Source organism: Serratia ureilytica, from assembly GCF_013375155.1.
Taxonomy (GTDB): domain Bacteria; phylum Pseudomonadota; class Gammaproteobacteria; order Enterobacterales; family Enterobacteriaceae; genus Serratia; species Serratia ureilytica.
Genome location: NZ_JABXOF010000005.1, coordinates 1 through 26,755, shown reverse-complemented (window position 1 = coordinate 26,755; position 26,755 = coordinate 1). Strand labels below are relative to the sequence as shown.

Genomic DNA, 26,755 nt, shown 5'->3' with positions numbered 1-26,755 from the left:
GTTTAGCAGAGCGTTTTTTCTTCGATGAATTTATTGACGCAATTCATCAGGTCTTGTGCCGTTGGCTGTGCCAAGGCTTGCGCTGCCAACGCCTTCACATCTTCGAAATTCGTGTTGCGAATAATTTTCTTGATGCGCGGGATTGAAATCGCACTCATGCTGAACTCATCCAGCCCCATGCCCAATAACAACAGTGTAGCACGCTCATCGCCAGCCAGTTCGCCGCACATGCCGGTCCACTTGCCTTCCGCGTGAGATGCATCAATAACCTGTTTAATCAGGCCAAGCACTGATGGGGACATCGGGTTATAGAGATGAGAAATCAGCTCGTTGCCGCGATCTACCGCCAGAGTATACTGGGTTAGATCGTTTGTCCCAATACTAAAGAAGTCGACTTCTTTCGCCAGGTGGTGAGCGATGACCGCCGCAGCCGGTGTTTCCACCATCACGCCCACTTCGATGCTCTCGTCAAACGCCTTGCCTTCTTCGCGCAGCTGCGCCTTCAGCGTCTCGATTTCGCCTTTCAGATCGCGCACTTCTTCCACGGAGATGATCATCGGGAACATGATGCGCAGTTTGCCGAACGCCGAGGCGCGCAGGATGGCGCGCAGCTGGGCGTGCAGGATTTCACGGCGGTCCATCGCGATGCGGATGGCGCGCCAGCCGAGGAACGGGTTCTCTTCCTTCGGCAGGTTCATGTACGGCAGGTCTTTGTCGCCGCCGATGTCCATGGTGCGGACGATCACGGCCTGCGAGCCCATGGCTTCCGCCACGGCTTTATAAGCCTGGAACTGCTCGTCTTCGGTTGGCAGCGAGTCGCGGTCCATGAACAGGAATTCGGTACGATACAGGCCGACGCCTTCCGCGCCGTTGCGCTCTGCACCCGCGACGTCGCGCACGGTGCCGATGTTGGCGCAGACTTCAACCTGATGGCCGTCCAGCGTAATCGCCGGCAGGTCCTTCAGCTTGGCCAGATCGTTTTTCTCGGTGATATATTGGTTCTGGGCGGCTTTCAGCTGATCGATCACATCAGCGGTCGGGTTAACGTAAATCTGGTTGTTAACCGCGTCCAGAATCAGATAGTCGTCGTTCTTCACCTGCTTGGTCACGTCGCTGGTGCCGACGATCGCCGGCAGCTCCAGGGAGCGCGCCATGATAGAGGTGTGGGAGGTGCGGCCGCCGAGATCGGTAATGAAGCCCAGCACTTTGTCCAGGTTCAGCTGCGCGGTCTCGGACGGGGTCAGATCGGTGGCCACCAGGATCACTTCGTCCTGAATGGAGCCCAGATCGACGATAGGCATGCCCAGAATGTTCTGCAGCAGGCGTTTGCCGATGTCGCGCACGTCGGCGGCGCGTTCTTTCAGGTATTCGTCGTCCAACTCTTCCAGCGCTTTCGCCTGACCTTCGATCACGGTGTAGGCGGCGGCGTCTGCGGAGGCCAGATCGTCTTTGATTAGGGCTATGATTTCCTGCTCAAGCTCTTCGTCTTCCAGCAACATGATGTGGCCTTCGAAGATAGCTTCCTTCTCTTCGCCGAAGGTTTCGCCAGCTTTGGTCTTGATCGCTTCCAGCTGTTCGGACGCTTTCGCGCGGCCGGCCAGAAAACGCGAGACTTCCTGCTCTACTTGATCAGCAGAGATTTTCTTCCGGTTGATGACGATGTCGTCTTCTTTCAGCAAGAGAGCCTTACCAAAAGCGATGCCCGGTGATACTAAAATGCCTGAAATCATAACCCTACCTTACTCTTGACTGGTGTTAACTAAAAAGACGGGCCGATTACTCAAGCTCTGCCATCAGTTTTACCAAGTGCTCAACGGCTTTCTGCTCGTCTTCACCTTCAGCTGAGATGGTCACTACGGTCCCTTGAGTCAGCCCCAGAGTTTGCAGTTTGAACAGGCTTTTAGCGCTGGCGCTTTTGCCGTTGGAGGTCACGGTGATGTCAGACGTGAAGCCTTTGGCTTCTTTAACGAACTGAGCGGCAGGGCGAGTATGCAGACCATTCGGAGCGGTAATAGTAACTTCTTGCTGGAACATTGATGTTTCCCCAACTTATTGGATTAATGTTGTGGAGTTAAAGTTTAGCCCAGGGGCCTGACTTTAACTTGTCTGGTTATAGCGCCTGACTATGGACAGGGGCGAACGTTGATGCAACAGAAAACGACGCGTTAGGCACTTCAGATCAAAAAACTCGGCTTTAGACGTCGTTCCAATCCGCTCCCCATTATGCCCGATTCGCCGCGTCGGCGACAGATGAGTAAATCGATTCAGCCTCGACCAGGCTCGGAGAGTGATTAATTTTGCGCATCGAAATAATGCACCGTTAAATACTAAAGGCGACGGGCAAAAGCAATCTTGGACTGCTATAAAGTTTGATCCAGTCCACAAAAAAGCACCCCACAGGGTGCTTTTTTAGCGATTTGTGCAGTGGCGGGATTACTGCTGCAATTCCTGCTCGGTGAACAGATCGGCGAACAGCGCGGTGCTGAGATAACGTTCGCCGGAAGAGGGCAGGATGACCACAATGGTCTTGTCGGCGAACGCCGGTTCTTCGGCCAGTTTCACCGCCGCTGCGACCGCTGCGCCGGAGGAGATGCCTGCCAGGATGCCTTCTTCGTCCATCAGGCGGCGCGCCATGCTGATGGCTTCGTCGTTGGAGATTTTTTCGACGCGATCCACCAGGTCAAGATCGAGGTTGCCTGGAATGAAGCCGGCGCCGATGCCCTGGATCTTGTGCGGGCCCGGTTTCAGCTCTTCACCGGCCAGCGCCTGGCTGATGACCGGCGAGTCGGTCGGCTCGACCGCCACGGTGGTGATGGCCTTGCCTTTGGTGTTCTTGATGTAGCGGCTGACGCCGGTCAATGTGCCGCCGGTGCCGACGCCGGAGATGAACACGTCGACTTCCCCATCGGTGTCTTCCCAGATTTCCGGGCCGGTGGTTTTTTCATGGATGGCCGGGTTGGCCGGGTTGCTGAACTGTTGCAGGATCAGGTAGCGGTTTGGATCGGTGGCGACGATCTCCTCCGCTTTGGCGATGGCGCCTTTCATGCCTTTCGCCCCTTCGGTCAGCACCAGATTGGCGCCCAGCGCCTTGAGCAGCTTGCGGCGCTCGATGCTCATGGTTTCCGGCATGGTCAGCGTCAGCTTGTAACCGCGCGCGGCGGCGACGAAGGCCAGCGCGATGCCGGTGTTGCCGCTGGTCGGCTCCACCAGTTCTTTGCCGGCGGTCAGCACGCCGCGTTGTTCCGCATCCCAAATCATATTGGCACCGATGCGGCATTTGACGCTGAAGCTCGGGTTGCGTGATTCAACCTTGGCCAGAATGCGTCCGTTGCCGATACGGTTCAGACGAACCAGCGGCGTATGGCCGATTGTTAATGAGTTGTCTTCATATATCTTGCTCATAGCCCGTCCTTTAACTCTATGAAAATGTGGGGAACATCGAAAGCATACGCTAACAGTACCGGCAGGGAAGTAAAGAATTGGTATATCTATATGTTATTAGGAAATAAGTTTTAAGCACAATGATAAGGGCGCGAAATGCGCGCCCTGTCGAAAATTTCCGCGCTGTCGGCGGCAAAAAACGGCGGTTATCGGACGAATTGCGAGCGGTAGCGATCGACCCACATCGCGGTGGCGCCGCAGACGGCGACCGGCAGGATCACCAGATTGAGGATCGGGATCATGGTGAACAGGCTGACCAGCGCGCCGAACTGCAGGTTGTCGGTTTTGTGCTGGCGCAAAGCGCGGCGCATGTCGGCAAAGCTCACCTTGTGGTTGTCGAACGGGTAGTCGCAATACTGGATCGCCAGCATCCAGGCGCTGAACAGGAACCACAGCACCGGCGCCACCGTTTGACCGATGCCGGGCACGAAGTACAGCGCCAGCAACAGCAGCGCGCGCGGCAGGTAATACATCAGCTTGCGCCATTCGCGCGCCATGATGCGCGGCAGGTCTTTGGCGATGCCGAGTAGGCCGGTGTCCGGCAGCGGTTTGCCGGTCAGGCTGCCTTCGAGCTGTTCGGCCAGCAGGCCGCAGAACGGGGCGGCGATCAGGTTGGTGAGGGTGCTGAACAGATAGCTGAACACCAGCAGCACCGAAATGACTGCCAGCGGCCACAGCAGGTAGCTCAACCATTGCAGCCAATCGGGAACGTGGCTCATCATCGCCGGGATCCAGTCGCCGAGGCGGCTGAACAGCCACCAGAAAGCGGAGCCCATCAGCAGCACGTTGACCAGCAACGGCAGGACCACATAGCGTTTAATCCCCGGGCGCGAAATCAGGCGCCAGCCTTCGGCGAAATAATGAATGCCGCTGGTGGAACGGGAAGGGGGCTGCGTATAGGACATATCTTAAGTTATCTCGTTGTCTGAACAGGCATCATTATCATATAGGGATGATTTTCCACTGGCTAGGGTAGGGTTGGCTGAAAAACCAGCAGAAAAAGGCAGTATAATCATCTTTATTGGCATAAAGTTCAGCACGGACTTGCACTTGTGTGCGCGGGCAAATAGAGTTAAAGAGTGAATGTTTGCCGCGGTGGCAATGTATTGGAACAACAGAGATAGCAATGATGCAGGATTTGCGTCTGATATTAATCGTTGTTGGCGCGATCGCCATAATAGCGCTGTTATTGCACGGTCTGTGGACCAGTCGCAAAGAACGGTCAGCGCTCTTCCGCGATCGCCCAGCCAAACGTTCCCAAAAGGAACGTGAACAAACTCCGATCGACGATCTCGAAGAAGGCGTCGGTGAGGTGCGCGTACGCGCCGCTCACCCGCAAGACGAGCCGTCATTCGGCCATTTCGATGCCGCACGCGAAGAACCCGTGGTCGCGCCGAAGCCCGCTCCGGCGGCTGCGCCTGCGCCCCGCGCCGTTCAGCCGGCTGCTCATCAGACGCCGCCTCCGCTGTCTCAGCGGCCGGAGTACGATGACATCCTGCTGAACAACTACGCGCCGGACGAAGAACCGGCCGAGCCGCAGCAACCGCAACCGGCCGTGCGCCGCGAGCCGCGCGTTGACGATCTGCCGCATGAACATGAGGCGCCGCTGGCGGCGGAACCGGCATTCCACGCCGAACCCGCCCCGGTGCAGCAAGCGCCGGAAGTGAAGCCTGCGTCGGAACCTGCACCGCAGCCGCAACAGCCGGCCGCTGCGCCAGTACAGGCTAAACTGAAAGAGACCGTGCTGGTGCTGCACGTCGCGGCCCATCAGGGCGGCGTGATCGGCGGCGAAGTGCTGCTGCAGAGCGTGTTGCAGGCGGGCTTCCAGTTTGGCGAGATGGGCATCTTCCACCGCCATATCAGCCCGGCCGGCAGTGGCCCGGTGCTGTTCAGCCTGGCGAACATGGTCAAGCCGGGGTCGTTCGATCCTGACATGATGTCCGATTTCTCCACGCCAGGCGTGTCGATGTTCATGATGGTGCCGTCTTACGGCGACGCCAATCAGAACTTCAAGCTGATGCTGCAGTCGGCGCAGCGCATCGCCGACGACGTGGGCGGTGTGGTGCTGGACGACGAGCGCCGCATGATGACGCCGCAGAAGCTGGAAACCTACAAAGCGCGTATCCGTGAAGTGTTGGAAAACAACGCCTGACCGGGTTGCCGCGCGCACTGAACATCCGTAACAACAAAGCCCCCGCTAGCCGGGGGTTTTTTATCTTTGATGGTGAGCCATGGAATCGATAATCCAACAAATCAATCAACTACGAGCCACATTGCGCCATCATGAATACCAGTATCATGTGCTGGATGCGCCCGAAGTGCCGGATGCGGAATATGACCGCCTGATGCGCGAGCTGCGCGAGCTCGAGAGCGCGCATCCGGAGCTGATCACCGCCGATTCGCCGACCCAGCGCGTGGGCGCGGCGCCGCTGGCGGCGTTTGATCAGGTGCGTCACGAAGTGCCGATGCTGTCGCTGGACAACGTGTTCGACGAAGAGAGCTTCCTGGCGTTTTACAAGCGCGTGCAGGACAGGCTCAAGAGCAGCGATCCGCTGACCTTCTGCTGCGAGTTGAAGCTGGACGGCCTGGCGGTCAGCCTGCTGTACGAAGACGGCGAGCTGGTGCGTGCGGCGACGCGCGGCGACGGCACCACCGGCGAGAACATCACCTCCAACGTGCGCACCATTCGCGCCATCCCGCTGCGCCTGACCGGCGACAACATCCCGCGCCGGCTGGAAGTGCGCGGCGAAGTGTTCATGCCGCAGGCCGGGTTTGAACAGATGAACGAAGAGGCGCGGCGCAAAGACGGCAAGGTGTTCGCCAATCCGCGCAACGCCGCCGCCGGTTCGCTGCGCCAGCTCGATCCGCGCATTACCGCCAAACGCCCGCTGACCTTCTTCTGCTATGGCGTCGGGCTGCTGGAAGGCGGCGAGCTGCCGCGCAGCCACTTTGAACGCCTGATGCAGTTCAAGGCCTGGGGCCTGCCGGTCAGCGATCGCGCCCAGCGCCGCACCGGCAGCGAGGAAGTGCTGGCGTTCTATCGCCAGGTCGAGCGGGACCGCGCACAGCTCGGTTTCGATATCGACGGCGTGGTGATCAAGATTGACGACATCGATCTGCAGGAAACGCTGGGCTTCGTGGCGCGTGCGCCGCGCTGGGCGACGGCGTTCAAATTCCCGGCGCAGGAGCAGATCACCGTGGTGCGCGAAGTGGAGTTTCAGGTTGGCCGCACCGGCGCGATTACGCCGGTGGCGCGCCTTGAGCCGGTGCTGGTGGCCGGGGTGACCGTCAGCAACGCCACCTTGCACAACGCCGATGAAATTGAGCGGTTGGGGCTGCGCATCGGCGATACGGTGATCGTGCGCCGCGCCGGCGACGTGATCCCGCAGGTGGTGGGCGTGCTGGAAGACCGTCGGCCGCAGGATGCGCGCGAAGTGGTGTTCCCGCTGCACTGCCCGGTGTGCGGTTCCGACGTTGAGCGCGTGGAAGGCGAGGCCGTGGCGCGTTGCACCGGCGGTCTTATCTGCGGCGCGCAGCGCAAAGAGGCGTTGAAGCATTTCGTTTCCCGCCGCGCGCTGGACGTTGAAGGCATGGGTGACAAGATCATCGAGCAGCTGGTGGACAAGGAGTACGTGAAGAACCCGGCCGATCTGTTCCGGCTGTCCGCCGGCATTCTGACCGGCCTGGATCGCATGGGGCCGAAATCGGCGCAGAATCTGGTTAATGCGCTGGAGAAATCCAAGCAGACCACCTTCGCTCGCTTCCTGTATGCGCTCGGCATTCGCGAGGTCGGCGAAGCGACCGCCGCCAACCTCGCGGCGCATTTCGGATCGCTCGAGAAGCTGTTCGCCGCCGACATCGAGGCGCTGAAAGAGGTGCCGGACGTCGGCGAAGTGGTGGCCAAACACACCCGCAACTTCCTCGATGAAGCGCTCAATCAGCAGGTGATCAACGAGTTGGTGGGCGCCGAGATCGGCATCCACTGGCCGGCGCCGGTGGTGGTGGCGGCGGAAGAGATAGACAGCCCGTTCGCCGGCAAAACCGTGGTGCTGACCGGCTCGCTGAGCCAGCTGTCGCGCGACGAGGCCAAAGATCGCCTGACGGCGCTGGGCGCCAAGGTCAGCGGCAGCGTGTCGAAGAAAACCGATCTGGTGATCGCCGGCGAGGCGGCCGGCTCCAAGCTGGCGAAGGCTCAGGAGCTGGGTATCGCCGTGATCGACGAAGCGGAGATGATCCGCTTGCTGGGTGAGTGATGGAAAAAGAAAACCTGCTGGAGATCGCCAATACCGTGATGCCGTTCGGCAAGTACCAGGGGCGGGTGCTGATCGATCTGCCCGAAGAGTACCTGCTGTGGTTCGCCCGCAAGGGTGAATTCCCCAAAGGCAAGCTCGGCATACTGATGGAGATGACGCTGGCGATTAAAATCGAAGGGCTTGACCACCTGGTCAAGCCGCTGAAGAAAAGCTGAACTGACGGGCCTTGGCCCGTCTTTTTTTTTTACCCGCGCGACGCCTGCGCGTTGGGCACCGCCTGTTGCGCCTGCTGCTTGCGCTGATACCTTTTCGCCAATACCGCACAGGTCATCAGCTGCACCTGATGGAACACCATCAGCGGCAGCACCATGATCCCCACCGTCGCCGCCGGGAACAGGATATTGGCCATCGGAATGCCGTTCGCCAGGCTCTTCTTCGAACCGCAGAATACGATGGTGATCTCGTCCGCTTTGCTGAACCCCAGCCAGCGCGCCATGTAAGTGTTCACCACCAGCACGATCGCCAGCAGCACGATGCTGCCGCCGACGATAAACGCCAGTGAGCCCATCCCTACCTGATGCCAGATGCCGTGCGTCACCGCCTCGCTGAAGGCGGCGTACACCACCAGCAGAATTGAAGTCTGATCGGTTTTACCGATAAGCGGCCGATGGTGTTCGATCCAGCCGCCGATCAGCGGCCGCAGCAGGTGACCGGCGACGAACGGCACCAGCAGCTGCAGCACGATCGAACCGACCTGCCGCAGGCCGCCGGTATCGCCGTGCACGTTCATCAGCAGGCCGACCAACAGCGGCGACACGAAGATCCCCAGCAGGCTGGATGCAGAGGCGCTGCACACCGCTGCCGCCACGTTGCCGCCCGCCAGCGAGGTGAAGGCGATGGCCGACTGCACGGTGGCGGGCAGGATGCACAGGTAAATGAAACCGGCGTACAGCTCGGGGCTGACGTCGATCGGCGCCCACCAGGCGAACAGCATCCCCAGCGCCGGAAAAATGATGAAGGTGCTGAACATTACCCACAGATGCAGCCGCCAGTTATTGCTGCCGGCCAGGATGGCCTCGCGTGACAGCTTGGCGCCGTGCATGAAGAACAGCAGGGCGATGGCGGCGATGGTCAGGGCGTTGAGCCAGCCGACGAACTCGCCGCGCGCCGGCAGGAACGACGCCAGCAGCACGGTGGCGATCAGCGTCAGGGTAAAACGATCGGGCAGGAATCTCATGGCGATGCGCTCAGGGTCGAAAATCGATAGGGCTATTCTCCCGCGTGGGCATATAATAATTAAATTGATTTATTTAATTCATCTATGAATAAAATACATGAATTACTCACTCAAACAGCTGCGGGTGTTCGTCGTTGTCGCCCGCCACGGCAGCTTCAGCCGCGCCGGCGAGGCGATCGGCCTGACGCAATCGGCGGTCAGCCACAGCGTGAAAGAGCTGGAAACGGAGGTCGGCGTGCGGCTGCTGGATCGCACCACGCGTGAAGTGGTGTTGACCGACGCCGGTCTGCGGTTGGCCAACCGGGTCGAGCGGCTGCTGGACGAACTGCAGGCCGCGTTGCTGGATGCGCGCAGCTTTGGCGTACAGCGCAGCGGCACGGTGCGGGTGGCGACGAGCCAGACCATTTCCGCCCATCTGATGCCGCAGTGCATCGCCGCCGGCGAACGCGAATACCCGGAGATCCGCATCATGCTGCGCGATCAGGCGCAGCAGCAGGTGCTGCACAGCGTGCGTAACGCCGAGGTGGATTTCGGCATCGTGGTCGATCCGGTGCAGGCGGTGGATCTGGAGTGCGAAGCGGTGTTGCACGAACCGTTTCTGCTGCTGTGCCGCGACGATCACCCGTTTGCTGAGCAGCAAGAGGTGCGTTGGTCGGCGTTAAACGGCTGCCGCCTGGTGTTGCAGGATTATGCGTCGGGCAGCCGGCCGCTGATCGACAGCGCGCTGAGGCAGCAGGGCGTCGAGGCGCAGGTGGTGCAGGAAATCGGCCATCCGGCGACGCTGTTCCCGATGGTGGCGGCGGGGATCGGCATCAGCATTTTCCCAGCGTTGGCGCTGCCGTTGCCGGAAGGGGGGCGGCTTCGGGTACGGCGGCTGGTACCGGAAATTAACCGTGCGCTGATGTTGGTGCGACGCAAGAACCGCTCGCTGACGCCGGCGGCGGAGGCCATCTGGCTGGTGGCGCGTCAGCAGGCGGCGCTGCTGCAACAGCGCCGGCAGGAAAACGCGGAATATTGAGTCAGATATAGACGTCCACTGCGTTGAGCGGCGTTGGGCGGTTTACGCCGTCGCCGGATTTCGCCGCGGCTTTTTCCATTTGCTCCTGCTGCTGCTTTTCCATTTCTTCTTTCTGGATGCGCGCGATCTCGGCCTGCAACATCTTGATCTGCGCTTCGATCAGCTGTTTCTGCTTTTCGATCTCTTTGGGATCGGCGTCGGAATCCTTCAGTTCCACCAGCTTTTGCTGCAGCGCCTGAATCTGCCGGTTCAGCGCCTTGATACGCGCCGAAGCGCGGCTTTCATTGAGGTTAACCGGTTCGTCATTGCCGTTGGCGCGTTCGTTTTTCTCCATCTTGCCGCCTTGCGGCTGGTTGTTGACCGGTTTGGCCATCAGTAATTCGCCCTGATGGCCCGGCGCGCTGAAGACGTTGCTGACGCCGGGGACGGTATTCTTGATCGGTACGATCATGGTGATGGTGGTCGACATGGTTGCTCTCCCTGAGTCTGGATCTCGCTGTTCAGGGTATCGGCAGCGGCGGCTAAATCTTTACCTGCTGCAGACGCGGCCAGCGCAGCAGCCAGCCTTTGTCGACCACGCGCTGGGCATAGGCCGTGCGATCGCCATTTTTCACGTTGAAGGTAATGGTGTCGTTGAACAGCGCCGCGAGCCCGAAAGGGGCGACCAGCGTGATGCTGTCGTCGGCGTTCAGGCGCGCGCCGATCGCCGTTTCCACTTCGGTCCAGAAGCTGATGGCCTCTTCGCTGTTGCGGTAGGGCGCGCGGCCGTTGCGCAGGTGCATGCGCGCCTGGTTCTTGACCGACCACGGCTGCGGCAGCCACTGCTGCAGCCGCGCCTCCAGCATGCGATCGCGTTCGGCGTCCGCCCGCTCCGCATCGAAGTGGATCACGTCGATATCGTTGAGCGGCGTGGGCTCCGCATAGCCGTGGCGCCGATCCCACACCAGGTTGCGCACAAAGCCGGCGCCGAGGCACCAGTCATTCAGGCCGAGCCGGCGCACGGTGCGCAGGGCGGCCATGCGCGCGCTATCTTGTTGCAGCCAGTCGATAATTTGCCGTTGCGGATCCATCACCCCTCCTGTTTTCGCGGCTACTGTAACCCGAAGCGGCGGCGGGTGAAATGGGGGGATGCGCGATGGCGGCGATAGCAGGCAAATTAATTTTCTTGCTTCACTGACTACACTTGGTGCAGGGCTTTTATCTCGTCACTCAGGGCAAGGGAGGGGGGCTATGTATCAGGCAACGTTGGGCCAACGCGGCTATCGCTTCGGCGGCCTGCGCCAGCTGATGGCGAAAGCTTCGCCGGCGCGTTCCGGCGATTATCTGGCGGAGGTGGCGGCGGAAAGCGCCGAAGAGCGCATGGCGGCGCGCATCGCGCTGGCGGATGTGCCGCTCAAGACTTTCCTGCAGCAGCCGCTGGTGCCGTACGAGCAGGACGAGGTGACGCGCCTGATCATCGATAGCCACGACGCCGCCGCCTTTGAGCCCATCTCGCACCTCACGATCGGCGATTTTCGCGACTGGTTGCTGAGCGAGCAGGCGGACAGTGCCATGCTGGCGCAGGTGGCCGCCGGCATTATGCCGGAGATGGCGGCGGCGGTAAGCAAGATCATGCGCAATCAGGATCTGATCCTGGTGGCGAAGAAATGCCGGGTGGTGACGCGCTTTCGCAATACGATTGGCCTGCCGGGCCACCTCAGCGTGCGGCTGCAGCCCAATCACCCGACCGACAGCCTGCAAGGCATCGCCGCCAGCATGCTGGACGGTTTGCTGTACGGCAGCGGCGACGCGGTGGTCGGCATCAATCCGGCCAGCGACAGCCTGCCGCTGCTGGAAAAACTCAACTACATGCTGGACGACGTGATCCAGCGCTTCGCCATACCCACCCAATCCTGCGTGCTGACCCACGTGACCAACACGCTGCGGCTGATGGAGCGCGGCGCGCCGGTGGATCTGGTGTTTCAGTCGATCGCCGGTACCGAAGCGGCCAATCGCGGTTTCGGCATCAGTCTGGCGCTGCTGGCGGAAGCGCAGCAGGCGGCGCTGAGCCTCAAGCGCGGCACGTTGGGCGATAACGTGATGTACTTCGAAACCGGGCAGGGCAGTTGCCTGTCGGCTAACGCGCATCACGGCGTCGATCAGCAGACCTGCGAGGCGCGCGCCTATGCGGTGGCGCGGCATTTCTCACCGCTGCTGATCAACACCGTGGTGGGGTTTATCGGCCCTGAATACCTGTATGACGGCAAACAAATTATCCGCGCCGGGCTGGAGGATCACTTCTGCGGCAAGCTGCTCGGCCTGCCGCTGGGCTGCGATGTTTGTTACACCAACCATGCCGAGGCCGATCAGGATGATATGGACACGCTGCTGACGCTGTTGGCCGCCGCCGGGCTGACGTTCCTGATCGGCGTGCCGGGCGCGGACGACATCATGCTCAATTACCAAAGCACCTCGTTCCACGACGCGCTCTATATCCGTGAACTGCTGGGGCTGAAGCACGCGCCGGAGTTCGCCGCCTGGCTGGCGGCGATGAACATCACCGATGAACGCGGACGGCTGCGCGACGCCGCCGCCAATCACCCGCTGTTGCTGGCGCTGCAGGGAGAACGGACATGAGCAAACCGGTTCACGTCAACAGTTGGGACGCGCTGCGCGCCTTTACCGATGCGCGCATCGCGCTGGGGCGCACCGGCGCCAGTCTGCCGACCGACGAGCTGCTGCGCTTCGGCCTGGCCCATGCCCAGGCGCGCGACGCGGTGCATCAGCCATTCGAGAGCGAACGGCTGGCGGCGGATCTGCACGATGCCGGTTGGCCCACGCTGGCGGTGCACAGCCAGGCCGTTGACCGCGCCGCCTATCTGCGCCGTCCGGATCTGGGGCGGCGATTGGCGCTGGACAGCCGCCGCCTGCTGCTCGGCGTGCCGCCGCGCCGGACCGATCTGCTGCTGGTGGTGGCGGATGGCCTCTCCTCCAAGGCGGTGCACCGCCAGGCATTGCCGCTGCTGCAGGCGCTGCGGCCCTATCTCGATACGTTGGGGCTGGCGATCGCGCCGGTGGTGTTGGCGCATCAGGCGCGAGTGGCGCTGGGGGATGAGATCGGCGAGTGCCTGCAGGCCCGGGCGGTGGCGGTGCTGATCGGCGAACGGCCGGGGCTGTCGTCGCCGGACAGCCTGGGGATTTATCTGACCTGGGAGCCGAACGCGCGCAGAAGGGACTCAGAGCGCAACTGCATCTCCAATGTGCGGCCGGAGGGGCTGGATTATCCGCAGGCGGCGTTCAAATTGGCCTGGTTGCTGGAACAGGCGTGCCGGCGAGGGCTGACCGGCGTCGAACTGAAAGACGAGAGCGACAACCCGGCGCTGCGCGGCCGCGTCACCCCGCTTTACGCCCAGTTGGGCGGTTGACCGATGGTTTGCTGCAGCAGGGCGGTGAAGGCCGCCAGGCGGGCGGACACTTTCGCCACCGGCCGCAGCAGATAGATGCCTTGCTGTTCATGGCGCGGATCTTCCAGCATCTGCACCAGCCGCCCATGCTGCACGTCCGGCCCCACCACCCAGTTGGGCAGAAAGGCGATGCCGAGGCCGAGCAGCGCCGCCTGACGCTGCGCGGTGAAGTCATCGCAACGCAGCGCCATGGTGCAGCGGTTCATCAACGCCGCGTCGAGGATCTGCGCCCAGCAGGCCGGCTGTTGTTTGTGGTAGCGGGCGATCAGCCGGTGCTGCGGCAGCGCCTCCAGATCGCTCGGCAGGCCATAGCGGGCGACGTAGCCGGGGCTGGCGCACATCACCCAGCGTTGGGTGGCGATGCGGCTGGCGTACAGCGCGCTGTCCTTCTGCTCGCCGATGCGGATGGCGGCGTCCAGCCGTTCCTGGGTCGGATCGGTCTGGCGTTCGGTCAGATCGAGATCGACCCACAGCTGAGGGTAGCGTTCCGCCAGCGTCGGCAGCAGCGGCAGCACATAGGTTTTGCCGAAGGTCGGCAGGCAGCTGATGCGCAGCGTGCCCTGCGGCGTTTCGTTCAGCGCGTTCAGCTCGGCGCGAATGCCGGTAATGTCCGTCATCAGCGCGGCGGCGCGTGCCAGCAGCAGCTCGCCGGCGTCGGTCAGCAACAGGCCGCGGGTGGAGCGTACGAACAGCGTCGCGCCGAGCGCGCTTTCCAGCGCATCGATATGGCGCACCAGCGAAGAAGGCACCATACCCAGCTGGCGTGCGGCGGCGGAAAAGCTGCCCAGGCGGGCCACGTCGAGAAAGATTGGCAGATGTTCTACATAGCGGGCGTCATTCATTTTTGCATTATATGCAAAAGCGTTTCTTATGAATACCCGCTTCTCTGTTGGCGATGCTGCGGCTACTCTGATTGCGGGTTGACGACGGGCTTCAGCGCCGCCGCATCCCGGCCGCATAGAGAGAAAACGCATAAACCTAGCGGCGTTTAGCACCAAATAGCAGATGTTTTTCCCAGGCTGCGTCAGCCGCCTGTGGCGTTGATTGTCGCTCCAACACCAGATTAACCGTTCAATTTGATATCCGACTCAACCTCAATGATTAGTGAGTCTTTACTTTCACTTATCTTCCTGTTGTTTCTGGATATCGGCCGGCCAGCCGTGCCGGTTTTTTTGTCGCCTCAGGCTGAATCGTTCCAACTGATGAACGCGCCTGAGGGGCATCTTGGCTCGCCGTCGGCGGGTCTTTTGAACGCGTGGAACCGCAGTTCCGCGCTGGTGGAGGAGTCAGCATGAACGAAAAACACGGGTGTTCCTGTGCGCGCCATTTGGCGCAGGGTTTCGCCAGGCAGTCGATCAACGCCGGGGAGGGCGAAATCTATCAAATCTCGCTGATGAGCGCGCTCATCGACGGGGTTTATGAAGGGGAGACCACCATCGCCGAATTGCTGAAACACGGCGATTTCGGCCTCGGCACCTTCAATCATCTGGATGGCGAACTGATCGCGTTCGATCAGGAAATACACCAGCTGCGCGCCGACGGCAGCGCCCGCCCGGCCGGTTTGCAACAGAAAACCCCTTTCGCCGTCGTCACCTTTTTCCAGCCCAGCGTCAGCCAGCAATTCGATCGGCCGATCACCAAGGCGCAACTGCACCAATGCATCGATGAACAGGTCGCCTCGCCGAACCTGTTCTGCGCGGTGCGGGTCGACGGTGAGTTCAGCCATGTCGAAACCCGCACCGTGCCGCGTCAGGAACGGCCTTACCGCCCAATGCTGGAAGCGATAGAAGAGCAGCCGACCTTCTCGTTCCATCAGCGGCGCGGCACGCTGGTCGGCTTCCGCTCGCCCGATTACATGCAGGGCATCGGCGTGGCCGGCTATCACGAACACTTCGTTACCGACGACCGCAGCGGCGGCGGCCACGTGCTGGATTACCAGCTCGATCATGGCCGCCTGCAGTTCGGCGTCATCACCCGTCTCAATCTTCAGTTGCCGCATGATGCGGATTTCTTGCGCGCCAACCTCTGTCCAGAGGATTTGGATCGCGCGATTCGTTCCGCCGAGGGCTAATCCCGGCGATCGTTTTCTTAGGAGGTGGAACCATGGCACAGGAAAAAACAGGCAATGACTGGCAATGCGGCGCCGACTTGGTGGTGAAAAACCTGGAAGCGCAGGGCGTCAAACACGTTTTCGGCATTCCGGGCGCCAAGATCGACCGGGTGTTCGATTCGCTGGAAGATGCGCCGTCGATCGAAACGGTAGTGGTGCGCCATGAGGCCAACGCGGCCTTTATGGCGGCGGCGGTCGGCCGCCTGACCGGCAAGGCGGGGGTGGCGCTGGTCACCTCCGGGCCGGGCAGCTCCAACCTGATCACCGGGCTGGCGACCGCCACCTCGGAAGGGGATGCGGTGGTGGCCTTCGGCGGCGCGGTGAAGCGCGCCGACAGCCTGAAGCAGACGCACCAGAGCATGGATACCGTCAGCATGTTCCGGCCGGTGACCAAGTACTGCGCCGAAGTGCATGCCGGTTCGGCGATTTCCGAGGTGATCGCCAACGCCTTCCGCCGCGCCGAGTTCGGCCGGCCGGGGGCGTCGTTCGTCAGCCTGCCGATGGATATCGTCAATGAGCCGGTCACGGCGCCGGTGCTGGCGGGCTGCCGCTTGCCGCGCATGGGGGCCGCGGCGGCGGACGACATTCAGGCGGCGGTGAAACTGATCCGCCAGGCCAAATGCCCGGTGCTGCTGCTGGGCTTGCAGGCCAGCCGGCCGGAGAACAGCGAGGCGGTGCGCCATCTGCTGTACCGCACCCATATGCCGGTGGTCGGCACCTATCAGGCGGCGGGGGTGATTGACGTCAATCACTTTGCCCGCTTCGCCGGCCGCGTCGGCCTGTTCAACAACCAGCCGGCCGATCAGCTGTTGCAAAAGGCCGATCTGGTGGTCAGCGTCGGCTACGATCCGATCGAATACGATCCGTGCATGTGGAACAGCCACGGGCGGCTGAAGCTGGTGCATATCGACGTGCTGCCGGCGGACATCGATACCTGCTATCGGCCGGACGTCGAGCTGGTGGGCAACATCAGCGCCACGCTGAACATGATGACCGAAGCGTTCAATGAGGCGGTCTGCGTCCCGGCGGAGGTGGAACTGATCCTGACCGATCTCGGCCGCCAGCGCGCCGAATTGGCGGAACGCGCCGCGCGCCGCGGCGGCATGCCGATCCATCCGTTGCGTATCGTCAAGGAGCTGCAGGACATCGTCAGCGACGACGTGACGCTGTGCGTGGACATGGGCAGTTTCCACATCTGGATAGCCCGCTATCTTTACAGCTTCCGCGCTCGCCAGCTGTTGATCTCCAACGGCCAGCAAACCATGGGGGTAGCGCTGCCGTGGGCCATTGGCGCGGCGCTGGTGCGCCCCGGCGATAAGGTGGTGTCAATCTCCGGCGACGGCGGCTTCATGCAGTCGAGCATGGAGCTGGAGACCGCGGTGCGGCTGAAAAACAACATCGTGCACGTGATCTGGGTCGATAACGCTTACAACATGGTGGAAATGCAGGAAGTGAACAAATACCAGCGCAAATCCGGCGTGGAGTTCGGGCCGATCGACTTCAAGGCCTACGCGGAATCCTGCGGCGCGGTCGGTTTCGCCGTGCAGTCGGTGGAAGATCTGCGGCCGATGCTGCGCAAGGCGATGGAGATCCAGGGGCCGGTGGTGGTGGCCATTCCGGTCGACTACGCCGATAACTATAAGCTGATGGCGCAGATGAACTTCAGCCAGATGATTTAATTTCATCATCCTCGCGCCGTTTCACCGGGGCAGGCCGCTTGCGCGCCTGCCCGTTTTTATGCGCGGAATTTGTCCTTTACATCGCTAACTGCATGATTTATTGCTATCCGTTCGGCTGTTTTTTCACCACTGGGGATAGCGCAATGAAAAGAAAAGCAATAACGATCGGGCTGCTGGCGTTGGCGATTGCCGGCGGCGCGCGGGCCAATACGCTGGTCTACTGTTCCGAAGGCTCGCCGGAAGGCTTCAACCCGCAGCTGTTCACCTCCGGCACCACGGTAGACGCCAGTTCGGCGGCGATCTACAACCGGCTGGTGGATTTCAAACCCGGCACCGTCGAGCTGCAACCCAGCCTGGCGGAAAGCTGGGAGGTGAGCGAAGACGGCAAGCGCTATACCTTCCATCTGCGCAAGGGCGTGGCATTCCAGAGCAATAAATATTTCACGCCCACCCGCGATTTCAACGCCGATGACGTCATCTTCTCGTTTATGCGCCAGAAGGACGCCAACAACCCGTATCACAAGGTCTCCAATGGCGCCTACACCAACTTCGAGTCGATGGAGTTCGGCACGCTGATTGACCGGATCGTCAAGGTGGATGAGCACACCGTGCGCTTTGAGCTCTCCCGCGCCGAGGCGCCGTTCGTCGCCGATCTGGGCATGTATTTCGCCACCATTTTATCGGCGGAATATGCCGACGCGATGCTGAAGGCCGGCACGCCGCAGCGGGTGGACAACGATCCGATCGGCACCGGGCCGTTCCAGCTGGTGCAGTACCAGAAGGACGCGAAAATCCTCTACAAGGCGTTCGACCGCTACTGGGAAGGCAAGCCGAAGCTTGATCGGCTGGTATTCTCGATCACGCCGGATGCGGCGGTGCGTTACGCCAAGCTGCAAAAGAACGAATGCCAGGTGATGCCGTTCCCCAATCCGGCGGATCTGGCACGCATGCGGCAGGACGGCAACATTCAGGTAATGGAAAAATCCGGCTTGAATATCGGTTTCCTGGCGTTCAACACCCAGAAGAAACCGTTGGATAACGTTAAGGTGCGCCAGGCGTTGGCGCTGGCGGTCAACAAGCCGGCGATCATCGACGCGGTGTTCCACGGCGCCGGTCAGCCGGCCAAAAATCTTCTGCCGCCGGCCCAATGGGGCAGCAACGCGCAGCTTGAAGACTACCCGTATTCACCGGAGCGGGCGAAGCAGCTGTTGCAGGAGGCCGGGCTGGGGCAGGGCTTCGACATCGATCTGTGGGCGATGCCGGTGCAGCGGCCCTATAACCCCAACGCCAAGCGCATGGCGGAGATGATCCAGGCCGACTGGGCTAAAATCGGCGTGCGCGCCAAAATCGTCACCTTCGAGTGGGGCGAGTATTTACAGCGGATTAAAAACGGCGAACACCAGACCGCGCTGATGGGCTGGACCACCGCCAACGGCGATCCGGACAACTTCTTCGGCCCGCTGTTCACCTGCGCTTCGCTCGGCGGTTCGAACTCGGCGAAATGGTGCTATAAACCGTTCGACCAGCTGATCCTGCAGGCGCGCGAGGAGAACGATCACGCCAAACGGGTGGCGATGTATCAGCAGGCGCAGGTGATAATGCACGATCAGATGCCGGCGTTGATGATTGCGCACTCGACCATCTTCGAACCGGTGCGCAAGGAAGTGAAAGGCTACGAGATAGACCCGTTCGGCAAACACATTTTCAAGCAGGTGTCGCTGGAGAAGTAACGACAAGGCCGGGGTAACCCGGCCTTTTTCATGCCTGCGGCGCGTCGCAGTGGTAGCGGCCGCGCGGGATCACCAGCGGCGTGTGGGACAGCGGATCGTCGATGATCATGCACGGCATGCCGAACACCCGCTCCACCAGTTCGGCGGTAATGATCTCCGCCGGTTTCCCTTCCGCCACGATCTTGCCGTCGCGCATGGCGATGATGTGATCGGCATAGCGGCAGGCGTGGTTGAGATCGTGCAGCACCGCGATCAGGGTTTGACCGCGCTCGCGGTTGAGCTGGCGGAACAGATCCAGCAGCTCGATCTGGTGCGCGATGTCCAGATACGTCGTCGGTTCATCCAGCAGCAGCAGCGGCGTTTGCTGCGCCAACGCCATCGCTACCCAGACGCGCTGACGCTGCCCGCCGGACAGCTCGTCGACGCTGCGATCCGCCAGTTGGCTGACGTTGGTGGCCGCCATGGCGGCTTCCACCGCCTGTTTGTCGGCCTGTGTCCACTGTTTCAGCAGGCTCTGGTGCGGATAGCGGCCGCGCGACACCAGGTCCGCCACGGTGATGCTGTCCGGTGCGATCGAGGTTTGCGGCAGCAGGCCAAGCTCGCGCGCCAGCGCCTTGGTGGCGAAACTGCTGATGTTCTTGCCGTCCAGCATCACCTCGCCGGCGCTGGATTTCAGCAGGCGGCACAGGGCGCGCAACAGCGTCGATTTGCCGCAGGCGTTCGGCCCGACGATCACCGTAAAGGCGCCGTCGGGGATCGCCACGCTCAGATCGTCAGCGATGATTTTATTGTCGTAGCCCAGCTTCAGGTGCGAGGCGTGCAGGCGGTGGCTCATGGCATTATCACTCTTCATTATCTATCTGCGGGCCTCACGGATGAGCAGCCAAATCAGGTACAGGCCGCCGATGCAGACGGTCACGATCCCGACCGGCAGTTGGATCGGCGCGAAAAGATGTTGGGACACCACGTCGGCGCCGAGCAGCAGCGCCGCGCCCATCAGCGCCGAGGACGTCAGGGTGACCGAGGATTGCCCGGCCAAGCGGCGGGCGATTTGCGGCGCCGCCAGCGCGATAAAGGAAATCGGCCCGGCGGTGGCGGTGACGGCGGCGGTGAGGGTGACGCCGAACAGCATCAGCCACAGCCGGCTGCCTTCGGCGTTCACGCCCAGCGCGCGCGCCGTGTCGTCGCCCATTTCCAGCAGCTGCAGCCGTTTGCCCATCAACAGCGCGGCCGCGGCCGCCAGCAGGATGAACGCCGTGGCGGGCTGGGCTTTCTGCCAGGTCATGCCGTTGAGCGAGCCGGCCTGCCACATGGCGGCGTCCATGGCGCGCTCGAGCGAGGCGGTGATGATCAGCCAGGTATTGGTGGAGACCAGCACCGCGCTGATGGCGATGCCGACGATGATCAGCCGGAAGCCGGCGATGCCTTGCCGCCAGGCCAGCAGGTAGATGGCCAGCGCGGCGAGAATGCCGCCGGCCAACGCACCGCCGGCGATGTAGTAATAGCCGCCGTTGAACAGGGTGATGGCGATCAGCGCGCCGGTGTAAGCCCCCATGTTAAAGCCAATCACGTCCGGGCTGCCGAGCGGGTTGCGGATAATCGACTGGAAGATGGCGCCGCTCATGCCGAGCGCTGCGCCTAACAGCAGCGCCATGGCGATGCGCGGCAAGCGCCATTGGGTGACCACGGTGACCAGGTTTTTCGGCGCCTCGCCGGTCAGCGCGGCAAAAACCTGCTCCAGCGAAAGTTGCAGCGTGCCGTAGCACAGGGCGGCGACGGCCATCGCCAGACACAGCGCCAACAGTGAAAGGTTGACCAGCAGCAGGCGCAGCGGCAGGCGCCCGTTGATGACGCCGTCCGGGCGGCCGATATGCAGCGTGTGCGGCAGACTCATCACAGACCCCCCAGCGTTTTCTTGCGGCGCACCAGCCAGATCAGCACCGGCGCGCCGATGAAGGCCGCCACGATGGAAACCCGCAGCTCACCGGCCGCAAGCAAGCGGCCGACCACGTCGGCGCACAGCAGTAAAATCGGCGCCAGCAGCATGGAGTAGGGCAGGATCCAGCGTTGGTCGGGGCCGACCCACCAGCGGGCGATATGCGGCACCATCAGGCCGATGAAACTGATCGGGCCGACGGTGGCGGTCGCCGCGCCGCACAGCAGCGTAATGGCGATCACTGCGATCGCCTGAGTCAGCACTACGCGCGCGCCGAGCGCGATAGCCAGATCTTCCCCCATGCCGATGGTATTCAGCGGCCGGGCGATGAGTAGCGTCAGCAGGCAGCCGAGCAAAATGGCGGGGGCGGTCACCGGCAGGGTGGCCAGCGTGCGGATATCCAGCGTGCCGGCCTGCCAGAAGCGCAGTTGGTCGAAGGTTTGCGGATCGATCAGCGACAGCCCGGTGGTGATGCCGAGCAACACCGCGCCGATCGCCACGCCGGCCAGCGTCAGCCGCACCGGGTTGATGCGCCCGCCCGCCAGCGTGCCGATCAGGTAGACCAGCAGGGTGGTGAGGGCCGCGCCGACAAAGGCATAGGCCATATAGCTTTCGGTGGTGGCGGCGCCGAAAAACATGATGCCGATCACCACGGCGAAGCTGGCGCCGGCGTTGATGCCGAGCACGCCGGGATCGGCCAGCGGGTTGCGCGTCAGCGCCTGAATCAGCGCGCCGGCGGCGCCGAGCGCCATACCGGCCAAAATGCCCGCCAGCGTACGGGGCACCCGGGCGTTGAGAATGATGGTGCTGTCGGAGCCGCTCGCGGCGCCCTGTAGGCTGAGCCAGACGGTATGGAAGGGGATGGCTTTGGAACCCAGCATCAGGCTGGCAATGATGCACAGCAACAACAACGCCAAGCCGATACCGAACCCGGCGATGCGTTTGAAGCCACTGGCGTAAGCTGCGTGCGGTGCGGACGAAAGCGTCCGCTCAGTCGGAGTGGGTACGTTCACACCGGTAACTCCTTTATGATTTTTATTCTCATTGTTATTTGCGTTCGTGAAGGGCGCCAATAGTAACACGAGTTTACGCCCGCATGCACCCGCCGGTTGGTGGCGAAGGCGCGTGGACGATGTTAATAACTATTGATATTTCAATTGATTGAATGTGAATTGTTGCCCCGTTTGCGAAAAGCGTCGGCAGGGGACTGGCCTGCCGACGGCGTGATTCAGGGCTTTTTGAACAACCGTTCGATTTGATTCAGCATGTTGGTGGCGCTGTAGTAATCGAGGCGGAAGGTATCGTTGCCGACGGCGTAGACGTGCCGCTGTTCCACCGGCTCCAGATGTTTGAGGAACGGGTTGGCCAGCACCTCTTGCACTTTGCGCTCATTGGTGGCGAACAGGATCAGGGTTTTGCCGTTCAGGCCTTCGGCCATTTTTTCGCCGGAGATCTGGATGATGTCATGGCGTTTACCCATGCTGGCGTTGCCTTTGGCGCTTTCCGGCGGGGTAGCCAGCTGGAAACCGAGCTGGGTCAGCAGCTTGCCTTGGGCGGAGCCCGGCGTCCACAGCATGGCTTCGCGGCCGTTGTCGGCATACACCAGCGGCGTGGTCGGCTGCGGCGGCAGGGTAATCGCCTGCTTCACTTGTTCCACGCGCTGCTCGAAACGATCTTCCGCCTGTTTGGCGCCGGCTTCGTGACCGGTGATCTCACCGAGCTCGCTGGCCAGCTGCTGCCAGCTTTTGTCGCCGTAATCGAGCACCAGCGTCGGCGCAATGGCGGACAGCTGATCGTACAGTTTCAGCGCCGAATCACCGCCGGTCGCGGCGACGACGATCAAATCCGGCGCGGCGGCGGCGACGGCTTCGGCATTGGGTTCCACCTGATACAGCCGTTCGACGTGGCGCTGTTTGGCCACTTCGCTCCATTGGGTAAAGAAGCCTTGCTGATCGGCCACCAGGGGATTTGGACTGGTGGCGGCGCTGGCGACCACCGGGGCATCGATAGCCAGTAACGTGCCGGTGATGGTGACGCTGGTGGATACGATGCGCTGCGGCGGTTTTTCCAGCGTGAACTTCCCTTTGGCGCTATCGATGGTGCGCGGCCAACTGCTGTCGGCAGAGGGGGCGGACGGTTTCTGCCCGTCGCTCTTGTCGTCCGGGCCGCAACCGCTGAGCAGCAGGCTGGAAGTGGCGATAAATGCAATGAACAGCTGGCGTAAGGATAGGGTCATGAGCGGGCTCTTTCTTTCCTTGAACTAAGGCGTATCAATCCGGCGGCGGATTGGCTGCGTGGTGTATGCCCGCTAATTTACCATCCAAGCCGTCAAAATGATAACCATTCGTATCTCAGCGAGTGGCGAATAATGAAGAAAGGGAGGCGAACGGCAGAAACGAAAAAAGCGCCAAAAGGCGCTTTTTTCTGAATTGGTGGGTCGTGCAGGATTCGAACCTGCGACCAATTGATTAAAAGTCAACTGCTCTACCAACTGAGCTAACGACCCGCAGAAGTGGTGGGTGATGACGGGCTCGAACCGCCGACCCCCTCCGTGTAAAGGAGATGCTCTACCAACTGAGCTAATCACCCACTTCAGGACTTCCAGGCACTGCTAAACGAGAGAATGATGGTGGGTGATGACGGGCTCGAACCGCCGACCCCCTCCGTGTAAAGGAGATGCTCTACCAACTGAGCTAATCACCCTCATTCGTTCTCATTTTTCTCAACAAGATGGTGGGCGATGACGGGCTCGAACCGCCGACCCCCTCCGTGTAAAGGAGATGCTCTACCAACTGAGCTAATCGCCCCGTCTTGTTGGAGTCGCATTATAGGGATAGTTCAAAGTGAGTCAACGGTTTTTAAAATGATTTCAATCGTTCGCCGCAAATTTAGGCAGGGCGCGATAATTATCGCCAACGGCGCCGATTCTTTGCGCAACGCTCTGCGAAACTCGCCGCAAAACGCGCGAAATCGACCGGCGCAATATCGTGTCGGCGTTGAGGAATTAGCGCGTGGTGATACAATGTCGTCCACTCTTTTTTCAATTCCGAGCAATCGTCGGCCATCGCCGACACGCGTTGCGTAATAAGGCAGTGAACCCAATGAAAATCAAAACCCGTTTTGCACCGAGCCCGACCGGCTATCTCCACGTCGGCGGCGCGCGTACCGCACTTTACTCCTGGCTGTTCAGCCGCCATGCGGGCGGTGAGTTCGTTCTGCGTATCGAAGATACCGATCTGGAACGTTCTACCCAGGACGCGATCGACGCAATTATGGATGGCATGAACTGGTTGAATCTGGATTGGGATGAAGGCCCGTACTTCCAGACCAAGCGTTTCGATCGCTACAACGCGGTCATCGACGAAATGCTGGAGCAGGGCACGGCCTATAAATGCTATTGCTCCAAGGAACGCCTGGAAGCGCTGCGCGAGAAGCAGATGGAAAACGGCGAGAAGCCGCGTTACGACGGCCACTGCCGCGACAGCCAGTGCAGCCACACCGACGACGAGCCGCACGTGGTGCGCTTCCGCAACCCGCAGGAAGGGTCGGTGATCTTCGACGATAAAATTCGCGGCCCGATCGAATTCAGCAACCAGGAGCTGGACGATCTGATCATCCGCCGCACCGACGGTTCGCCAACCTATAACTTCTGCGTCGTCGTCGATGACTGGGACATGGAAATCACCCACGTGATCCGTGGCGAAGACCACATCAACAACACCCCGCGCCAGATCAACATTCTGAAAGCGCTGGGCGCGCCGGTGCCGGAATACGCGCACGTGTCGATGATCCTTGGCGACGACGGTAAAAAGCTGTCCAAGCGTCACGGCGCCGTGGGCGTGATGCAGTACCGCGACGACGGCTATCTGCCGCAGGCGCTGCTGAACTACCTGGTGCGTCTGGGCTGGTCCCACGGCGATCAGGAGATCTTCTCCATCGACGAGATGAAAGAGTTCTTCACGCTGGAAGCGATCAACAAATCCGCCAGCGCGTTCAACACCGAGAAGCTGCAGTGGCTGAACCACCACTACATCAACCATATGCCGGCGGAAGAAGTGGCGGTGCATCTGGCATGGCACGTTGAGCAACTGGGCATTGAAACCCGCAACGGACCGGAACTGAAGGACATCGTCAAGCTGCTGGGCGAGCGCTGCAAGACGCTGAAAGAGATGGCGGAGTCTTGCCGTTACTTCTACGAAGACTTCAGCGAGTTCGACGCCGACGCCGCCAAGAAGCACCTGCGTCCGGTCGCGCGTCAGCCGCTGGAAGCGGTGCGCGCCAAGCTGGCCGCCATCACCGTCTGGACGCCGGAAAACGTGCACGACGCCATTCAGGGCACGGCGGATGAGCTGGGCGTCGGCATGGGTAAAGTCGGCATGCCGCTGCGTGTCGCGGTGACCGGCGCCGGCCAGTCGCCGGGCATGGACGTGACCGTGCATGCGATCGGCCAGAAGCGTTCGCTGCAGCGTATCGATATGGCGCTGGCTTACATCGCCGAGCGTGAAGCTCAAGCCTGATTAGGCTGATACGCCTTAAAGAAAAAGCCCCGTGGAGCGATCCCGGGGCTTTTTTATTGCGCTTTGTCAGGCTTGTTCGCTAGCCGGCAAACCCGGACGGTAGGCGAGGAAATACATCAACCCGACAAAGCCGGCGCCGCCCAGCGCATTGCCGAGAAATACCGCGACGAAATTAGGCAGATACTGCTCCCAGCCCATGCCGCCGGCAAAGATGGCCGCCGGGATGATGAACATATTCGCCACCACGTGCTGGAAGCCGATGGCGACAAAAGCCATGACCGGGAACCACATGCCGATCACTTTGCCCGGCACATCTTTGCTGGCGAAGGCTAACCACACCGCCAGGCATACCAACCAGTTGCAGCCGACGCCGGAAATGAAGGCGTGCAGGAAGTCCGCATCCACTTTGGCCTGCGCGATCGCCAGCGTCTTATGTAAAAACGCGCCTTCGGTCAGGCCCAGCAGGTGGCCGAAGAAGTAGGCGACGGCCACGCTGCCGGCGAAGTTGGCCAGGGTGACCCAAAACCAGTTGCGCAGCACGGCGATGGCGGGAATTTCACGGGCGAACCAGGCCATTGGCAAGGTCATCATGTTGCCGGTCAGCAGTTCGCCGCCGGCCAGAATGGTCAGGATCAAACCGATAGGGAAGACCGCGGCGCCCAACAGCGCGCCGAAAGAGCCCCATTCGGCCGGCAGGGTGCCGATGACGTGAATATCCAGCAGGAAGCCGGTGGCGATAAAGGCGCCGGCGAGAAAGCCCAGAATCAGCAGATTAGCGAGAGGGGCGCGGCTTTTGTTTACCCCGGCCTGAACGGCGAGGGCGGCGATTTCTTTTGGTGAATGCAAAGACATGACGGACTCGGTTTATAGTAATAAAGTTTATGGCGCGGGCAGTCTATGCCGCTCGGGAGCCCGACTCAAGCGCATTTCGCTAACATTCCGTTAATTAAAAATCAACGTGATATGCAGGGTCTTTTGCCATTTTGAGAAGTAGCGCGCAAAATGGATGAACTCTGCGCAAAGTGATGATTTTTTGGCGCCAAAGATGCTGATTTGGCGGCTTTTTCAACGCTTGATTCAGTAATTCAATTTAGCCGTTGACAGCTTTGAGCGGGTTTCATATTATGCGCCCCGTTCACAGCACAAAGTGATTGTGGAACGGGGCTATAGCTCAGCTGGGAGAGCGCTTGCATGGCATGCAAGAGGTCGACGGTTCGATCCCGTCTAGCTCCACCAACCTTCTTCTCAGAGAGGTTGGGGAATACCGTAACGCCGGTCAACGCGTACCACTTTTGTGGGGCTATAGCTCAGCTGGGAGAGCGCTTGCATGGCATGCAAGAGGTCGACGGTTCGATCCCGTCTAGCTCCACCACCATTTGAAAAGCCGACCT

The 26,755-nt window shown here is 61.2% G+C and carries 23 protein-coding genes and 6 tRNA genes; 12 read left to right on the top strand and 17 right to left on the bottom strand.

Going from position 1 to position 26,755, the window contains the following annotated elements:
• Positions 1 to 2 precede the first annotated feature (2 nt).
• The 4 genes from ptsI to cysZ all read right to left on the bottom strand — a co-directional run bounded on the left by ptsI (position 3) and on the right by cysZ (position 4,346).
• On the bottom strand, positions 3 to 1,730 hold the full coding sequence (ptsI, locus tag HWW83_RS10660) for a phosphoenolpyruvate-protein phosphotransferase PtsI (protein WP_004936461.1): 1,728 nt from the start codon (positions 1,728 to 1,730) through the stop codon (positions 3 to 5).
• A gap of 46 nt (positions 1,731 to 1,776) precedes the next feature.
• Complete coding sequence (gene ptsH / locus HWW83_RS10655) at positions 1,777 to 2,034, bottom strand: phosphocarrier protein Hpr (RefSeq protein WP_004936458.1); 258 nt, start codon at positions 2,032 to 2,034, stop codon at positions 1,777 to 1,779.
• Between the two features lie 399 nt (positions 2,035 to 2,433).
• Positions 2,434 to 3,402 carry a cysteine synthase A gene (gene cysK, locus HWW83_RS10650; protein ID WP_016926786.1) on the bottom strand — a complete coding sequence of 323 codons (969 nt, stop codon included), beginning with the start codon at positions 3,400 to 3,402 and terminating at the stop codon, positions 2,434 to 2,436.
• A gap of 185 nt (positions 3,403 to 3,587) precedes the next feature.
• On the bottom strand, positions 3,588 to 4,346 hold the full coding sequence (cysZ, locus tag HWW83_RS10645; RefSeq protein ID WP_033643961.1) for a sulfate transporter CysZ: 759 nt from the start codon (positions 4,344 to 4,346) through the stop codon (positions 3,588 to 3,590).
• 221 nt (positions 4,347 to 4,567) lie between these two features.
• Here cysZ and zipA point away from each other — a divergent pair, with 221 nt between their 5' ends.
• From zipA to HWW83_RS10630, 3 genes are all read left to right on the top strand, one after another.
• Positions 4,568 to 5,593 (top strand): cell division protein ZipA, encoded by a 1,026-nt coding sequence (zipA, locus tag HWW83_RS10640; RefSeq protein ID WP_176589280.1) that lies wholly within the window; start codon positions 4,568 to 4,570, stop codon positions 5,591 to 5,593.
• Between the two features lie 79 nt (positions 5,594 to 5,672).
• Positions 5,673 to 7,694 carry an NAD-dependent DNA ligase LigA gene (gene ligA / locus HWW83_RS10635; RefSeq protein WP_033643959.1) on the top strand — a complete coding sequence of 674 codons (2,022 nt, stop codon included), beginning with the start codon at positions 5,673 to 5,675 and terminating at the stop codon, positions 7,692 to 7,694.
• Positions 7,694 to 7,909 (top strand): DUF3820 family protein, encoded by a 216-nt coding sequence (locus HWW83_RS10630; protein ID WP_047574156.1) that lies wholly within the window; start codon positions 7,694 to 7,696, stop codon positions 7,907 to 7,909. The genes ligA and HWW83_RS10630 overlap by 1 nt, the downstream gene beginning before the upstream one ends.
• 29 nt (positions 7,910 to 7,938) lie before the next feature.
• On the opposite strand, the gene HWW83_RS10625 is transcribed toward HWW83_RS10630, so the two are convergent.
• A complete protein-coding gene (locus HWW83_RS10625; RefSeq protein ID WP_060660397.1) occupies positions 7,939 to 8,931 on the bottom strand; it encodes a bile acid:sodium symporter family protein in 993 nt (330 codons plus the stop codon).
• Positions 8,932 to 9,028: 97 nt separating this feature from the next.
• On the opposite strand from HWW83_RS10625, the gene HWW83_RS10620 reads away from it, so the two are divergent.
• Positions 9,029 to 9,949 (top strand): LysR family transcriptional regulator, encoded by a 921-nt coding sequence (locus HWW83_RS10620; protein ID WP_069100648.1) that lies wholly within the window; start codon positions 9,029 to 9,031, stop codon positions 9,947 to 9,949.
• A 1-nt stretch (position 9,950) separates the two neighbouring features.
• On the opposite strand, the gene HWW83_RS10615 is transcribed toward HWW83_RS10620, so the two are convergent.
• Together HWW83_RS10615 and HWW83_RS10610 are read right to left on the bottom strand one after the other, a co-directional pair.
• On the bottom strand, positions 9,951 to 10,418 hold the full coding sequence (locus HWW83_RS10615) for a FlxA-like family protein (protein WP_021505617.1): 468 nt from the start codon (positions 10,416 to 10,418) through the stop codon (positions 9,951 to 9,953).
• A gap of 52 nt (positions 10,419 to 10,470) precedes the next feature.
• The gene (locus HWW83_RS10610) at positions 10,471 to 11,019 is read right to left on the bottom strand and encodes a nucleotidyltransferase family protein (protein WP_069100647.1); all 549 of its coding nucleotides are present in this window, start codon (positions 11,017 to 11,019) and stop codon (positions 10,471 to 10,473) included.
• Positions 11,020 to 11,179: 160 nt separating this feature from the next.
• Between HWW83_RS10610 and HWW83_RS10605 the strand changes: the two genes are divergently transcribed.
• On the top strand, positions 11,180 to 12,565 hold the full coding sequence (locus HWW83_RS10605) for an ethanolamine ammonia-lyase subunit EutB (RefSeq protein WP_060660400.1): 1,386 nt from the start codon (positions 11,180 to 11,182) through the stop codon (positions 12,563 to 12,565).
• A complete protein-coding gene (gene eutC / locus HWW83_RS10600) occupies positions 12,562 to 13,353 on the top strand; it encodes an ethanolamine ammonia-lyase subunit EutC (RefSeq protein ID WP_047025269.1) in 792 nt (263 codons plus the stop codon). Before HWW83_RS10605 ends, eutC begins: the two co-directional genes overlap by 4 nt.
• Here eutC and HWW83_RS10595 read toward each other — a convergent pair.
• Complete coding sequence (locus HWW83_RS10595; protein WP_033652550.1) at positions 13,332 to 14,234, bottom strand: LysR family transcriptional regulator; 903 nt, start codon at positions 14,232 to 14,234, stop codon at positions 13,332 to 13,334. The genes eutC and HWW83_RS10595 overlap by 22 nt on opposite strands.
• A gap of 449 nt (positions 14,235 to 14,683) precedes the next feature.
• Between HWW83_RS10595 and budA the strand changes: the two genes are divergently transcribed.
• The 3 genes from budA (at position 14,684) to HWW83_RS10580 (ending at position 18,911) form a co-directional block, all read left to right on the top strand.
• Entirely contained in the window at positions 14,684 to 15,463 is a 780-nt protein-coding gene (gene budA, locus HWW83_RS10590; RefSeq protein ID WP_033643951.1) for an acetolactate decarboxylase, read from the top strand.
• Positions 15,464 to 15,495: 32 nt separating this feature from the next.
• Positions 15,496 to 17,181, top strand: coding sequence for an acetolactate synthase AlsS (gene alsS, locus HWW83_RS10585; RefSeq protein WP_033643950.1), 1,686 nt, complete (start codon positions 15,496 to 15,498; stop codon positions 17,179 to 17,181).
• A 143-nt stretch (positions 17,182 to 17,324) separates the two neighbouring features.
• Positions 17,325 to 18,911 carry an ABC transporter substrate-binding protein gene (locus HWW83_RS10580; protein ID WP_060660402.1) on the top strand — a complete coding sequence of 529 codons (1,587 nt, stop codon included), beginning with the start codon at positions 17,325 to 17,327 and terminating at the stop codon, positions 18,909 to 18,911.
• A 28-nt stretch (positions 18,912 to 18,939) separates the two neighbouring features.
• Here HWW83_RS10580 and HWW83_RS10575 read toward each other — a convergent pair whose 3' ends face one another.
• From HWW83_RS10575 to HWW83_RS10540, 8 genes are all read right to left on the bottom strand, one after another.
• Positions 18,940 to 19,746, bottom strand: coding sequence for an ABC transporter ATP-binding protein (locus tag HWW83_RS10575; protein ID WP_176589323.1), 807 nt, complete (start codon positions 19,744 to 19,746; stop codon positions 18,940 to 18,942).
• A 21-nt stretch (positions 19,747 to 19,767) separates the two neighbouring features.
• On the bottom strand, positions 19,768 to 20,805 hold the full coding sequence (fepG, locus tag HWW83_RS10570) for an iron-enterobactin ABC transporter permease (protein ID WP_033652548.1): 1,038 nt from the start codon (positions 20,803 to 20,805) through the stop codon (positions 19,768 to 19,770).
• On the bottom strand, positions 20,805 to 21,860 hold the full coding sequence (fepD, locus tag HWW83_RS10565; RefSeq protein WP_042785147.1) for a Fe(3+)-siderophore ABC transporter permease: 1,056 nt from the start codon (positions 21,858 to 21,860) through the stop codon (positions 20,805 to 20,807). Before fepD ends, fepG begins: the two co-directional genes overlap by 1 nt.
• Before the next feature lie 215 nt (positions 21,861 to 22,075).
• Positions 22,076 to 23,083 (bottom strand): Fe2+-enterobactin ABC transporter substrate-binding protein, encoded by a 1,008-nt coding sequence (gene fepB / locus HWW83_RS10560; protein ID WP_142002754.1) that lies wholly within the window; start codon positions 23,081 to 23,083, stop codon positions 22,076 to 22,078.
• Between the two features lie 194 nt (positions 23,084 to 23,277).
• A tRNA-Lys gene (locus HWW83_RS10555) sits at positions 23,278 to 23,353 on the bottom strand.
• Positions 23,354 to 23,360: 7 nt separating this feature from the next.
• A tRNA-Val gene (locus HWW83_RS10550) sits at positions 23,361 to 23,436 on the bottom strand.
• 38 nt (positions 23,437 to 23,474) lie between these two features.
• A tRNA-Val gene (locus tag HWW83_RS10545) sits at positions 23,475 to 23,550 on the bottom strand.
• Between the two features lie 28 nt (positions 23,551 to 23,578).
• Positions 23,579 to 23,654, bottom strand: a tRNA-Val gene (locus tag HWW83_RS10540).
• Positions 23,655 to 23,948: 294 nt separating this feature from the next.
• On the opposite strand from HWW83_RS10540, the gene gltX reads away from it, so the two are divergent.
• Entirely contained in the window at positions 23,949 to 25,364 is a 1,416-nt protein-coding gene (gltX, locus tag HWW83_RS10535) for a glutamate--tRNA ligase (RefSeq protein ID WP_033643946.1), read from the top strand.
• A gap of 66 nt (positions 25,365 to 25,430) precedes the next feature.
• Here the strand turns inward: gltX and HWW83_RS10530 are convergent, their stop codons facing one another.
• The gene (locus tag HWW83_RS10530) at positions 25,431 to 26,216 is read right to left on the bottom strand and encodes a formate/nitrite transporter family protein (RefSeq protein ID WP_042785144.1); all 786 of its coding nucleotides are present in this window, start codon (positions 26,214 to 26,216) and stop codon (positions 25,431 to 25,433) included.
• 308 nt (positions 26,217 to 26,524) lie between these two features.
• Here HWW83_RS10530 and HWW83_RS10525 point away from each other — a divergent pair.
• Both HWW83_RS10525 and HWW83_RS10520 read left to right on the top strand, forming a co-directional pair.
• Positions 26,525 to 26,600 (top strand) — tRNA-Ala (locus tag HWW83_RS10525).
• A gap of 60 nt (positions 26,601 to 26,660) precedes the next feature.
• Positions 26,661 to 26,736: transfer RNA gene (locus tag HWW83_RS10520), tRNA-Ala, on the top strand.
• Positions 26,737 to 26,755 lie beyond the last annotated feature (19 nt).